At 62.2% G+C, this 12,072-nt stretch carries 13 protein-coding genes; 3 read left to right on the top strand and 10 right to left on the bottom strand.

From position 1 onward, the window contains the following. Window positions 1-291: 291 nt before the first annotated feature. Complete coding sequence (locus tag EC919_RS00895) at window positions 292-492, bottom strand: DUF2986 domain-containing protein (protein WP_133770322.1); 201 nt, start codon at window positions 490-492, stop codon at window positions 292-294. 164 nt (window positions 493-656) lie between these two features. Here EC919_RS00895 and EC919_RS00890 point away from each other — a divergent pair, with 164 nt between their 5' ends. Continuing rightward, window positions 657-1,283: a pyridoxamine 5'-phosphate oxidase family protein gene (locus tag EC919_RS00890; protein ID WP_133770320.1), complete on the top strand. Its 627-nt coding sequence runs from the start codon at window positions 657-659 to the stop codon at window positions 1,281-1,283. A gap of 62 nt (window positions 1,284-1,345) precedes the next feature. On the opposite strand, the gene EC919_RS00885 is transcribed toward EC919_RS00890, so the two are convergent. The 9 genes from EC919_RS00885 to EC919_RS00845 form a co-directional block, all read right to left on the bottom strand. Next, on the bottom strand, window positions 1,346-2,221 hold the full coding sequence (locus EC919_RS00885) for an EthD domain-containing protein (protein ID WP_133770318.1): 876 nt from the start codon (window positions 2,219-2,221) through the stop codon (window positions 1,346-1,348). Between the two features lie 73 nt (window positions 2,222-2,294). Then, on the bottom strand, window positions 2,295-2,543 hold the full coding sequence (locus EC919_RS00880) for a hypothetical protein (RefSeq protein WP_133770316.1): 249 nt from the start codon (window positions 2,541-2,543) through the stop codon (window positions 2,295-2,297). A gap of 33 nt (window positions 2,544-2,576) precedes the next feature. After that, the gene (locus EC919_RS00875) at window positions 2,577-3,371 is read right to left on the bottom strand and encodes an NYN domain-containing protein (RefSeq protein ID WP_133770314.1); all 795 of its coding nucleotides are present in this window, start codon (window positions 3,369-3,371) and stop codon (window positions 2,577-2,579) included. Between the two features lie 119 nt (window positions 3,372-3,490). Further along, the gene (locus EC919_RS00870; protein WP_133770312.1) at window positions 3,491-4,420 is read right to left on the bottom strand and encodes a 2-hydroxyacid dehydrogenase; all 930 of its coding nucleotides are present in this window, start codon (window positions 4,418-4,420) and stop codon (window positions 3,491-3,493) included. Continuing rightward, window positions 4,401-5,777: an MFS transporter gene (locus EC919_RS00865; protein ID WP_133770310.1), complete on the bottom strand. Its 1,377-nt coding sequence runs from the start codon at window positions 5,775-5,777 to the stop codon at window positions 4,401-4,403. The genes EC919_RS00870 and EC919_RS00865 overlap by 20 nt, the downstream gene beginning before the upstream one ends. Window positions 5,778-6,088: 311 nt before the next feature. Next, window positions 6,089-6,538, bottom strand: a complete 450-nt coding sequence (locus tag EC919_RS00860; protein ID WP_133770308.1) for a thiol-disulfide oxidoreductase DCC family protein — start codon at window positions 6,536-6,538, stop codon at window positions 6,089-6,091. Beyond that, on the bottom strand, window positions 6,535-7,530 hold the full coding sequence (locus tag EC919_RS00855; protein WP_133770306.1) for an aldo/keto reductase: 996 nt from the start codon (window positions 7,528-7,530) through the stop codon (window positions 6,535-6,537). The genes EC919_RS00860 and EC919_RS00855 overlap by 4 nt, the downstream gene beginning before the upstream one ends. Window positions 7,531-7,597: 67 nt before the next feature. After that, on the bottom strand, window positions 7,598-9,229 hold the full coding sequence (locus EC919_RS00850) for a methyl-accepting chemotaxis protein (protein ID WP_133770304.1): 1,632 nt from the start codon (window positions 9,227-9,229) through the stop codon (window positions 7,598-7,600). A gap of 160 nt (window positions 9,230-9,389) precedes the next feature. Then, window positions 9,390-10,091, bottom strand: a complete 702-nt coding sequence (locus tag EC919_RS00845; RefSeq protein WP_243842161.1) for a glutathione S-transferase family protein — start codon at window positions 10,089-10,091, stop codon at window positions 9,390-9,392. 136 nt (window positions 10,092-10,227) lie between these two features. Here EC919_RS00845 and EC919_RS00840 point away from each other — a divergent pair, with 136 nt between their 5' ends. Both EC919_RS00840 and EC919_RS00835 read left to right on the top strand, forming a co-directional pair. Continuing rightward, window positions 10,228-10,803, top strand: a complete 576-nt coding sequence (locus EC919_RS00840; protein ID WP_133770302.1) for a TetR/AcrR family transcriptional regulator — start codon at window positions 10,228-10,230, stop codon at window positions 10,801-10,803. Between the two features lie 282 nt (window positions 10,804-11,085). Next, a complete protein-coding gene (locus EC919_RS00835; protein WP_133770300.1) occupies window positions 11,086-11,997 on the top strand; it encodes a LysR family transcriptional regulator in 912 nt (303 codons plus the stop codon). Window positions 11,998-12,072: the final 75 nt, after the last annotated feature.

The raw sequence follows: 12,072 nt of genomic DNA, 5'->3' as shown, positions 1-12,072 counted from the left end.
CTAACACTGCAAAATTGATGATGCCCGCACTGGCCTCTTCCCGGCTGAAGCCGGTCCCACGGAAACACCGCGAGCACCTGTAGGACTGGCTTTAGCCGGGAAGGCGTCGGCAGCCACACTGGAAAATGGATGGCGTACGAAGGCGTCTGAACTTTCTGTGCATCAAGATCAAGATCAAGAGCAGATCAAAGGCTTCCCGGCTGAAGCCGGTCCTACGGAAACACCGCGAGCACCTGTAGGACTGGCTTTAGCCGGGAAGGCGTCGGCAGTGGCGCTGCAAACTGAGGACGTTCACACCGGCTCGGAAGGGCTGGCCGCTCCGGGTGCGGATTCGGTTGTGGAATCTGATCCGGCTTCAGCACTGGCCTTAGCCGCCAGCTTCAACCGGTCGGCCTTGCTGACGTAGGTATCCTTGTTCTTCGGTGCCAGTTTGGCACTCGCCTTCTTTGCGTTGGCTCTGAGGATCTGGTTAAGTTTCTTGCGACGGTTCATGCCTGTGTACCCGGTGTGCAGATGCTGGACGGTGAAAAGGCAGGCAGTGAATCAGATCGCCGGTCAATCTGCCACAGGTGTCTGGCACTATTGCCCCGAACGGACACGAAGCATCAAGGCATGCTGTGCCTGTCCAGCCACGAAGACATTGCAGAGAGCTCACGATGGACGTTGAAGACAGCTCATATCTGACAACCGTGCAGGCCCTGGAAGCGATCTATGGTCCGATCGCACCGCCATCCCTGATCAAGGAAGTCGACCACATTCACCCGGTTTACCGGCCGTTCATCGAAGCGGCCTCCTTTGTGATCCTCGCCTCGTCGGGCGCAGGTGGGCTGGACGCCTCGCCGCGCGGCGATCAGCCGGGGTTCGTGCATATCGAAGACAGCAAGACGCTGTATCTGCCCGATCGCCGTGGCAATAACCGCATCGATACCCTGCGCAACATCATCGAAGACCCGCGCGTCGCGTTGTTGTTTCTCGTCCCGGGCGTCGGCGAAACCTTGCGCGTTAACGGCACGGCGCAGATATCCATCAACCCCGACCTGCTGGAGCGTTTTGCCGTGGACGGGAAGCCGCCGAAATCGGTGCTGCAAATCACCGTCACCAGCGTGTATTTCCAGTGCAGCCGAGCGGTGATCAGGGCAGGGCTGTGGGATGCGTCCCGGCAAGTACTGCGCAGCGCGTTGCCGAGTGCCGGGCAGATTCTCAAAGAGGTTTCGAAGGCAGCCATCGACGGTGAGGCGTATGACAAGGCGCTGCCGGGGCGGATCGCCAATACGTTGTACTGACGACCAGGTAAACCCGAAGCAGCAGATTGGCAGCCACAGGACATGGCTGCCGAAAGCCGCGTTTATGCGTTTTGCACGCCTTTAAGCATCAATGCCTCAACATCCGGCTGAACCTGATTCACCGCGCCCAGGTATTCAATCAGCTCGGCCGCCCGACTGCCGCGCAATCCTGCGGTGGTCAGGGACTTGTCGCGCACGTAGGTGTAGAGCCCCGAAACGGCGAACGCCTTGAGTTGGGCAATGTGCTGCGACTGCTCAGGCAAGGTGTTCTGGAACACGTCGCTCTGGAAAAACCGGCGACGCCCCAGCGGCGACTTGAACGCGATTTCCAGCACCGCCAACTCGGCGCGCGCCGGGTTGGCGAAATGCGCGACGTTGGGCGCAGGTGGGTGCTGCCCGTCGTTCTCGAAGGGTTCGCACAAGTGCAGACCGACCTTGACCACATCGTCGGCCGCGGCCAGCAGCGGCCCCAGCGTCGACTTCAGGTACGCGTGCAACTGCGGCAGTGTCCCGCGCGGACTGAAATGCACGTGAATGCGATCGAAGGTATCGGTGCCGTTGAAGCGCTCATCGGCCAGCGCGTTGGTCAAGGTCAGCGAACCTTGGGGCAGGGCGTAGGCCAGGGTCTCGTCGAACATGTTTTGCTCGTCCGAAAACAGAATCGGGCTGGCGTCCTGAAACTGCTTCTGGTCGGCGGCAGACTCGAAACCGATCTCCACGCCGCCGTCCAGTTCGTAGTCCTCAATCTCGCGGATGCCTTCGGCGAGGGGCCAGAGATGGGCATCCTGCTGTCGTGAAAAATGGTGCTGGATGTACAAGCCAAGGCCCGGAAGCCGCGAGCACAGAGGGCCGTGGACGTCGCGCCAGTAATGAGCGAAGACGTCATGGGGCACGCGCTCCCGTCGTTTGACGGTCGTGTAGCTGTTGATCTCGATCATGGGGCACCTGTCAGTCGGGAAATGTTCAGTCGTAGTGATCGGATGCAGGTGCCGCCGCAGGGTTCAACGCGTTTTACCGGACGTTATCGCTCGCCGCGTGCGTGACGCGAATGTCCGTCAGTCCGAGCTGGCCGGCCTGTTCAATGATTTCATCCGGTTCGGCATCGGCGTTGGGCATGATCAGGCTGTTTTCGCTGTCGCCGAAATGCAGCTCCAGCAGGTGCATCGCGGCGTCGGGCGCCGACAGATCTGGCTGATTCAGGTCGAAGCGATGATTGCGCGGTTGGTCTTTGAAGCGATAGTCGATTGAGAAGACAGGCATGGAAGCCTCCATGGATGAAACTGGCTGATGGGTTTATTTACCGTTCTGTTTGTGCCTGACGTACATCACCGCCGTGCCACTGGACGCGGGCCTGGCCTGCAGCTCGAAGGCTTGCGGGTAGCCCTTGATCAGGTCACTGAGCTTTTTGTAGCCATGGGTGCGCGGGTCGAATTCCGGTCGCAGCTTGGTGATGTTGGTGCCCAGTGCGCCGAGCTGCACCCAGCCGTCTTCGTCGGCGATGTCGTCGAGGATTTTTGCGATGAAGCTGATGGGCGCTTTGGGCCGTTTCGGCGTCTCGGTCGCGGCGGGTTTCGCCACGTCGGACTGCGCGGGGGCGTCGAGGGGCTGTTCCACGCTGGCGGCGGCAATCACCTCTTCGCGGAGCAACTCGATGTAGATGAATTTGTCGCAGGCCGCCACGAACGGGCGGGGCGTTTTTTCTTCACCGAAGCCGATCACGGTCAGGCCCTCTTCGCGCAGTCGCGAGGCCAGGCGGGTGAAGTCGCTGTCGCTGGAAACCAGGCAAAAGCCGTCGAAGCGCCGCGTGTACAGCAGGTCCATGGCGTCGATGATCAGCGAGCTGTCGGTGGCGTTCTTGCCTTTGGTGTAGGCGAATTGCTGGATGGGCTGGATCGAGTGATCCAGCAGGACCTTCTTCCAGCCGCCGAGCTGCGGCCCGGTCCAGTCGCCGTAGATCCGCTTGACGCTGGCGACGCCATATTTGGCGATTTCTTCGAACAGGCCTTCGACGATGGCGGCGGGGGCGTTGTCCGCATCAATCAGAACGGCGAGGTGCTTTTGGGCATGACTGGAGGGGTGCGTGGCCATGAATCTTCCTTGGCAAGGGAAAGCCACACCATACCTCCAAACCCTCACTGCCAACAGGCGACGAATCTCGTCTTCTGCGCCTCGGCTGATTTACTCCATGCGCGGCTGGCGACGTCGGCTTATTCCGGCACGGGCGTGGGCAAGTCTGCGCCGCTGTGCCAGGCGTGGAGGTTGGCCATGACCAGATCCGACATCGCCTGCCGAGTGTCCCAGGTCGCGCTGGCCATGTGCGGGGTGAGCAAGACGTTGTCCAGATCCCGAAGCGCAGCGGCGGGGTGCGGCTCGTCTTCGTAGACGTCCAGCGCCGCGCCGGCCAGACGACCTTCCGCCAGGGCCTGGGCGAGGGCGGTTTCATCGACCACGCTGCCCCGGCCGACGTTGATCAGATAACCCTTGGGACCCAGCGCCTCCAGCACCTGCGCGTCCACCAGATGATGGGTGCTGGCGCCACCGCCGACCGCGACCACGAGAAAATCCACTGCACCAGCGAGCTCGACGGCTGACGCGTAATAGGTGAACGCGACGTCCTGGGGCCGGCGCCCGGTGTAGGCGATCGACATGTCGAAACCTTGAGCCCGGCGCGCGATGGCGGCGCCAATGCGGCCCAGACCAATGATGCCCAAGCGAGCCCGGCTGACCTTGCGGCTGAAGGCGATGGGGCCATCTGCCCAGGCACCCGAGCGGGTGAAACGGTCGGCCACCCGCAGGTTGCGGGCGATGCCCAGCATCAAGGCCATGGCAAAATCAGCCACGTCCTCAGTGAGCACATCGGGGGTGTGGGTGACGTGGATACCACGCTCCCGCGCCGCCACCACATCGACGCCGTCGTAACCCACGCCGAACACGACGATGACTTCCAGCGCAGGCAGGCTGTCGATCAACTGGCGGCTAACCGTGGATTCGCCATTGGCGACCATGGCGCGGATGTCGGCGGTGGATTCGTCGACGCCGGTGCCGTCCTGATTGGCTTCCACCACCTCGTAGGTCGCATTCAGCGCGTCATCGAGCATGGCCGGCAAACGGGCGATTTTAAGGAGCCTTGGCTTCATCTAGACCTCGAGTGGTGTGTGTGGTGGCAGGAGCAGCAGCAGGATCCGTTGCGCGGGCGGTGACAGGTGCAGCACGGGGCGCGCGGGCCAGGAACAGTCCCAACACACCGCCGGCGAGCAAAGCTGCGGAGACCAGCAGCAGGGCGTAGTCGTAGCTTTGCGTGGCGTCCTTGATCCAGCCCATGACAGGCGGCAGGCCTAGACCGGCGACGTTGGCGATCGAGTTGATCAGCGCGATGGACGCCGCGGCGGCAGCGCCCGACAGGTATTCGGTGGTCGTCGCCCAGAACACCGGCGTAGCGGCCCAGTTCAGACCGACCGCCAGCACCAGCAGTGCGTACGCCAGCCATGGGTTGCTGGTCCACACCGCGAACGCCAGCAGAACACCGGCCGCCATCAGCGGCAGCGCCAGGTGCCAGCCGCGTTCGCCCTTGCGGTCGGAATGGGTGCCGTTGAAATACATGAACACGCAGGCGAACAGGAAGGGCAGGGCGGACATGACGCTGACGGTGAACGACTCCTGGCCGGATACCGATTTGACGATCAGCGGCAGGAACAGCGTGATGCCAATGGTGCCGAACGCCTGCAGCAGCCAGAACAGGCTCAACAGCCAGACCTGACGGCTGCGAAAGGCGGTCTGCCAGGCGGCGTGGTGGGAGATCGGCGAGTTCGCTTGCTCGGCCGCGATGGTGCGGCTCAGCCATTCCTTCTGATCGGCGCGCAGCCAGTGGGTGGTCTGCGGCGAATCCGGCAGATAGCGCAATACGACGATCCCGAGGATCACCGCCGGCAGGCCTTCCAGCAGAAACAGCCAGCGCCAGCCGCTCACACCGAAATACCCGTCCAGGTGCAGAAACGCGCCCGACAGCGGCAAGCCGATCACCGACGCCAGCGCGGCGCCGATGTAGAAGAACGACATGGCCCTGGCCCGATCGGTCTTCGGGTACCACTGCGACAGGTAGTAAATGATCCCCGGCGTAAAACCGGCCTCGGCGGCGCCCAGCAGCAGGCGCATGCCGTACAGCTGATTGGCGCTCTGCACGAAGGCCATGCCCGCCGCGACGATGCCCCAGGTAATCATGATCCGCGCAATCCAGCGCCGCGCGCCGACCCGCGTGAGGATGACGCTGCTCGGGACTTCGAGAAGGATGTAGGTCAGAAAGAACAGCCCCACGCCGATGCCGTACATGCGGGCGGTCAGGCCCAGCTCGGCATTCATCTGCAACGCGGCGACGGAAATGTTCGACTTGTCGATGTACGCGACCATGTACAGCAGCATCAGGAAGGGGATCAACTTGAGGTTGAGGCGCTTAATGGTGCTGGCGTGCAGGCCCGAATCCAGAGAGGGCGTGGGCATGGGGCTTCCTGTTGTTTTTTTATGGGGAGCTATGGGGGTGCTATGAGGGACTCACTCGTTCCACCATAGACGACATACCCTGATACCTCAATATGTGATTGGGTGTCCCACATATTGGGATTTAAGGGGGGGGTAGAAAGCGTGTTCACGAAGACGCCGTGGCATTCGGCGACTTTCTATGGGGAATGAAAATAACCCTTCGCGAGCAAGCTCACTCCTATGGGATCGCGGAACGGCCTGACATTTCGAGCCCTGCACAAGACGTGTGTGAGTGAGCCTGCTCACGAAGGCGGCATTCAGCTGCTGAAGATTTAGCGGTTGTGGAGGGCGTTCTTGCCCAAGAAGCGTCCAGGATAATCCGCCGCCGGCAAGTGACAGGCGTCATAACGGCCAAACAGCTGGTAGCGGTTCAGCGCGATCCTGTCGTAGAGCCAGTCACGCAAAACCCTCGGGAAGATCCGCGCGATGAGCAGCCAGTGCCACCGCGCGGGCAGGTGGGCGAGGATCTTGAACATCGCGTCCGAACGCACATAAAAGCGATCGTTTTCCACCAGCACGATGGTATTGAATTGATCGTGCGGCAATCCCGCCCATTTCAGCAGCGCCTGTCCCTCGGGCGACTGCACGGCCGCCAGCGTCAGACGGTGATCGCGGTCCTGGCTGATGATGAAGGTCGCCCAGCCATTGCACAGCTTGCAGGTGCCGTCGAACAACACGACGGCCCGGCCCGTGGCAAGCCCCGAAGTGCCGTTCGGCTTCACGCGAAGCCCGTGACAGCATGGGGAACGTAGGGCGCTTCGAGGCGTTTCACGTCGTCGTCGCTGAGCACCAGGTCCAGCGCCGCGATTGCATCGTCGAGATGGTGCGGCTTGGAGGCACCTACAATCGGCGCCGACACGCCACGTTGGGCCAACACCCACGCCAGGGCGACTTGCGCCATGGGCACGCCGCGCTCGCCGGCAATCTGCTCGACCACGTCGATCACACGGCCATCCTCGGCTTCCGTCGCCTCGTAAAACGACTGGCCGGAGATGTCGGTCTTGGTGCGTTCGGTCTGCTGACCGTGGGGCCGGGTCAGCCTGCCACGGGCCATCGGGCTCCACGGCATCAGTCCGACGCCCTGATCCAGGCACAGCGGAATCATTTCGCGCTGTTCTTCGCGGTACACCAGATTGAGGTAGTTCTGCATGGACACGAAGCGGCTCCAGCCATGGGCCACCGCGACCTGCTGAGCCTTGGCGAACTGCCAGGCGAACATCGACGACGCGCCGATGTAGCGCGCCTTGCCGGCCCGCACCACGTCGTGCAGCGCTTCCATGGTTTCTTCGATGGGGGTGTGATAATCCCAGCGATGAATCTGGTACAGATCGACGTAATCGGTGCCCAGCCGGGTCAGGCTGGCGTCGATGTTGGCCATGATGGCTTTCCTCGACAGGCCCTGCTCGTTGGGGCGCGTCGAGCCTTCCCACATGTTGGCCGGAAAAAACACCTTGGTCGCGATGACGGTTTCTTCGCGACGGGTGAATTCCTTCAACAGCTTGCCGACGATGACTTCCGAGGTGCCTGCCGAATAGCTGTTGGCCGTGTCGAAGAAGTTGATGCCTTGCTCGACCGCGTGTTTGATGATCGGCCGACTGGCGTTTTCATCCAGCGTCCAGGGGTGCGTGCCGGCATCCGGGTCGCCGAACGTCATGCACCCCAGGCACAGCCTCGACACGTCCAGCCCCGTGGAACCCAGCTTCACAAACTTCATGCGTTTACCTCCGAAATCGGTTGATGCCGCAAACAGGCGGCTCAGTGGTGCGATCCCTCGCGTCCGATTAAGTTCTGAATTGCATCACCAGGCCGTTCAGGCCCACCGCCAGTTGCGACAGCTCGTTGCTCGCCGCCGAGGTCTGATGGGCGCCGGCAGAAGTCTGCAGCGACAGGTCGCGGATGCTGGTCAGGTTGCGGTCGACTTCCCGCGCGACCTGGGCCTGTTGTTCCGTGGCCGTGGCGATGCTGACGTTGCGCTCATTGATCAGCACGATGGCGGTTTTAATGTCGGCAAGGGCACGACCGGCGGCACCGGCAACGTCCAGACTGACCCGCGCACGTTCGCTGCTCTGGCCCATGGCCGTGACTGCCTTGTGGGTGCCGCCCTGGATCGAGTCGATCATTTTTTCAATTTCGGCCGTGGACTGCTGAGTGCGGTGCGCCAGGGCGCGGACTTCGTCGGCCACCACCGCAAAACCACGTCCGGCTTCGCCTGCGCGGGCGGCTTCGATGGCTGCGTTGAGGGCGAGGAGGTTAGTCTGATCGGCGATGCCGCGGATCACGTCCAGCACGCCGCTGATGTTCTGCACCTGGCCGGCCAGCCCATTGATCTCATCGGCGGTAGTGCCAACCGAGTCGTGCAGCTCGTTGATCGCCGAAATGGTTTCGTTGACCCGCAGGCGTCCCTGTTCCGCCGAGTCGCTGGAATCCCGCGCGGCCGTCGAGGCCAGGGAGGCGTTGTGGGCGACTTCTTCCACCGCTGCGCTCATCTGATTGATCGCCGTGGCGGCCTGATTGATTTCGTCATTCTGACGCTGAACCCCGCGCAGGGATTCTTCGGTCACCGCGGTCATTTCTTCCGAGGTCGAGGCCAGCTGATTGGACGAGTGGCCCAGCTCCGAGAGGGTGTGGCGCAGGTTGTGCTGCATCACTGACAGCGCTTGCAGCAGACGACCCGGCTCATCGGAACCGTCCACTTGAATCGGCTTGCTCAAATCGTTGGCTGCGATGTTTTCTGCAATGGCCAGGGCTTTGGCAATCGGCGCGACCAGACTGCGGGTGAACAGCGCGGCCAGGGCCAGGGTAGCGGCCAGCGCAATCACGATCGCGGCGATGATGACATTGCGGGACTGAGCGTAACTTTCATCGGCAGCCACATCCGAATCCTGCATTTTCTGGTTGCCCAGGTCGGCGATGGTGGCGATGTCTTTGGCGAGCGCGTCTGCCGCGCGGGTTTGTTCGCCGGACGGCTCGGTCAGTGAGGCGACGACGTCATCCCGTTTCTGCGCCACGGCATCGAGAAAGCGCGTATGCACGGCAAGGTAGGCCTGCATGTCGCGTTCCATCTCGGCGTAGGCATTCAAACCGCGCTCGCTGACCAACAGTGATTTCAGGCGCTTTGTATCGCTCTCGAGATCGGAACGGCCCTGGCTGACGCGCTTCATGGCCGAGTCGGTGCCGGCGGCGCTCTGCGCAGCGCGCAGGCTGGTGTTGCCGAGGCGGATGGTCAACAGATCATTTTTGATGTCGGCGATGGCGAGGAGGGTGGGGAGTACGTTGTCCTGCAGGGCGTCCCGAGCGTCTTTGAGCTTGGACGATTGCATCAGTGAGAACAGTCCGACGGCGGAGATCAGTACGGCGAAAAAACCGAAGCAGATCAGGGAGCGGGGAGCGATGTTGAGGCGTCTGAGGTTCATGTCGGGGCTGTCCATAGAAAAAGGAATCACCCTGTTATCGACATGAACCGGTTCAGCTTGATGACAGATTGTCCTCTTTTTGGCAGAAATGCAGTGTGGATGTGCTGTTTCAGATGGATCGCGTTTGCCGTAGCCGTGTTCGGACGGCAACCGCAGCACTTCAGCCCTGGGGCGCGCCCGCAGCGACCATGGCCCGCCAGGTCTGGACGCTCGGACGTTCATTCATCCGTGCGTGCCAGGCCAGCAGCGCCTCACAGTCTGCCGGCACCGCGAGCTCCACCAGCGAGGCGAAGATCATCCCGCCGAAGACCGCGATATCAGCCATCGAAAACGAATCCCCGGCCACGAAGCGCTGCGCCTTCAGCACGCTGTCGAAACAGCGCATGCCCCGGACCGCCTTGTCACGCATGCGGTTGCCCCATTCGGCGTTCTGGTACAGCTCGACTTCAGGCCCCAGGCCAGGCGTGCCGTGATGGAAATACGTGCTGACCGCGTCGAGAAACTCGATCTCCGCGCGTTTGGTCATCATGTGAATGCGGCCTTTCTCCAGCGGCGTCGTGCCAGTGAGGTCGGGGCTGCCGGCGAGGGCGTCCAGGTACTGGGTGATGGCGGTGCATTCGGCGATAAGCGTGCCGTCTTGCAGTTCCAGCACAGGCAGCGTGCCGGAGTAGTTGATGGCCAGAAACTCGGGTTGCTTGTGCTCGCCCTTCCACAGGTTCACCGATAGGAATTCGATTCGCGGCAGCAGGTTTTTCTCTGCCAGGGCGATGCGGACCCGTGCTGGGTAAGGGCCATTGAACCAGTCGTGGATTTTCATCATGGGAATAACCGAGAGATCGGACTGCGGTATGGAGGAGTTCATAATGTGTCTGCCTGTCAGTTGGTAGGCAAACTTTGAGCGTGTTCGAAGGGACTGTCAACCCCTACCTGTCAATTGGCAGGTTGAGGTCTTTTGGAGTAGCATGCGGGCCATCAATCGACCCTTCGAGGAGTTCAGCGTGAGCGAAAATGCGCGCGAGGCCATTCTGGCCGCTGCGAAAACGGCGGCGCAGTTGCACGGGTACAGCGGCATCAATTTCCGCAGCATCGGCGAAACGGTGGGCATCAAGAACGCCAGCATCTACTACCACTTCCCGAGCAAGGCCGAGCTGGGCGCTGCGGTGGCGGCGCGTTATTGGCAGGACACTGCCAAGGCGCTTGACGCAATACGCGAGGCGAATCCTGATCCGCTGCGCTGCCTGGCGCTGTATCCGTCGATCTTTCGCACCTCGCTGGCAAACGGCAACCGGCTGTGCCTGTCCAGCTTCATGGCCGCCGAGCACGAAGACCTGCCGGAAGAAATCCGCCGCGAGGTAAAAGCCTATGCCGATGCCAGCGTGGCCTGGCTGGCGGACAGGCTGATGGAGGCGGGATTGGGCAGCGTCGAGCAATGCCAACGCCGCGCACTGGCGATTTACACCGCCGTGGCCGGGGCGCAGTTGATTGCGCGGACGCGATCCGACATCGAACTGTTCGACGCGCTGATTCAGGACTACCGCGACGCCGGGCTGATTCCGACGGTCTCACGCCGGTAGCGCCCCCCTGACACGCCCGGATCCCGGGCAGGACTGGCGTTAGCCGGGAAGGCGTCGGACGTCACGCTGCAAAATTGAGGTTGCACACGCTGGCCACTTCCCGGCTAAAGCCAGTCCTACAGGCACAGCGCGCATTCAGTAGGACTGGCTTTAGCCGGGAAGGCGTCGGACGTCACACTGCAAAATTGAGATTGCACACGCTGGCCACTTCCCGGCCAAAGCCAGTCCCACACAACAGCAGCGCGTGTATGCTTTCGGCCGCGCCCTGATCGAGTACGTCCCATGCTGCACAAAAACCTCATCCGCCGACTCGACCTGATTACCCTCAAGCTCTTCGTTGCGGTGTACGAAGAAGGCACCCTGACCCGGGCGGCGGTCCGCGAGGCGATTGCGGTGTCGGCTGCCAGCAAGCGGCTGATGGAGCTGGAAGAAGTGCTCGGCATCGGCCTGTTCCTGCGCAATGCCAAGGGCATGCTGTTGACCGCAGCAGGCGAGACGATGCTGCACCATGCCCGGCGGATGCTCTCCGATCTTGAAAAAATGGGCCTTGAACTCGACGAGCACCTGCAGGGCATGCGCGGTTATGTGCGGATGCTGGCCAACCTCTCGGCCATCATTCAGTTCTTGCCGGAAGACCTGCACGCCTTTGTCGCCAGTCATGAGTTGGTCAAGGTCGATCTCGAAGAGCGGCCCAGCAACGGCGTCGTGCAGGGACTTGTCGACGGTGTCGCGGACATCGGCATCTGCTCTGAAGACACCGATGTTCAGGGGCTTCACAGCGCACCGTATCGGCGCGACGAACTGGTCGTGGTGATGCGTGACGATCACGCCCTCGCCGGGCTGCAGCAGGTGGCCTTCGAAGACACCCTCGGCAGCGACTACATCGGCCTGCACGCCGCCAGCTCCATCCACATGCGCACACAGAACGCCGCTCGCTCCCACGGCAGGCCGCTGCGGGTGCGTATTCACGTGCCGGGTTTCGATGCCATGTGTCGGATGGTCCAGGCCGACATGGGCATCGGCGTGCTGCCGCGCAAGGCGTTCGATCTGCTCGGTCCGTCGTTGGGCCTCAGGGCCGTGGGCTTGAGCGATGGGTGGGCCCGGCGCACGCTGATTCTGGTGGTGCGCGACACCGCGGCGCTGTCCCCGGTTAGCCAGTTGCTGTTCGAGCATCTGCAGAGCCACGAGGAGTGAGCCTTCGCGTTTCGCGAACGGTCGTTGCCAACTGACGGTTGGATTTGCCGAACCCCGCTGCTCTAGTCTTGGCGA

Origin of the sequence: Pseudomonas graminis (genome assembly GCF_004364335.1) — a bacterium.
Classification (GTDB): domain Bacteria; phylum Pseudomonadota; class Gammaproteobacteria; order Pseudomonadales; family Pseudomonadaceae; genus Aquipseudomonas; species Aquipseudomonas graminis_D.
Note: the sequence above shows the minus strand (reverse complement) of the source record. Positions and strands in the feature narration are given on the sequence as shown.

Excerpts from the sequence above, each read along its gene's own strand:
- EC919_RS00895 (WP_133770322.1), bottom strand. The coding sequence starts at position 492 with ATGAACCGTCGCAAGAAACTTAACCAGATCCTCAGAGCCAACGCAAAG.
- EC919_RS00890 (WP_133770320.1), top strand. The coding sequence starts at position 657 with ATGGACGTTGAAGACAGCTCATATCTGACAACCGTGCAGGCCCTGGAA.
- EC919_RS00885 (WP_133770318.1), bottom strand. The coding sequence starts at position 2,221 with ATGATCGAGATCAACAGCTACACGACCGTCAAACGACGGGAGCGCGTG.
- EC919_RS00880 (WP_133770316.1), bottom strand. The coding sequence starts at position 2,543 with ATGCCTGTCTTCTCAATCGACTATCGCTTCAAAGACCAACCGCGCAAT.
- EC919_RS00875 (WP_133770314.1), bottom strand. The coding sequence starts at position 3,371 with ATGGCCACGCACCCCTCCAGTCATGCCCAAAAGCACCTCGCCGTTCTG.
- EC919_RS00870 (WP_133770312.1), bottom strand. The coding sequence starts at position 4,420 with ATGAAGCCAAGGCTCCTTAAAATCGCCCGTTTGCCGGCCATGCTCGAT.
- EC919_RS00865 (WP_133770310.1), bottom strand. The coding sequence starts at position 5,777 with ATGCCCACGCCCTCTCTGGATTCGGGCCTGCACGCCAGCACCATTAAG.
- EC919_RS00855 (WP_133770306.1), bottom strand. The coding sequence starts at position 7,530 with ATGAAGTTTGTGAAGCTGGGTTCCACGGGGCTGGACGTGTCGAGGCTG.
- EC919_RS00850 (WP_133770304.1), bottom strand. The coding sequence starts at position 9,229 with ATGAACCTCAGACGCCTCAACATCGCTCCCCGCTCCCTGATCTGCTTC.
- EC919_RS00845 (WP_243842161.1), bottom strand. The coding sequence starts at position 10,091 with ATGAACTCCTCCATACCGCAGTCCGATCTCTCGGTTATTCCCATGATG.
- EC919_RS00835 (WP_133770300.1), top strand. The coding sequence starts at position 11,086 with ATGCTGCACAAAAACCTCATCCGCCGACTCGACCTGATTACCCTCAAG.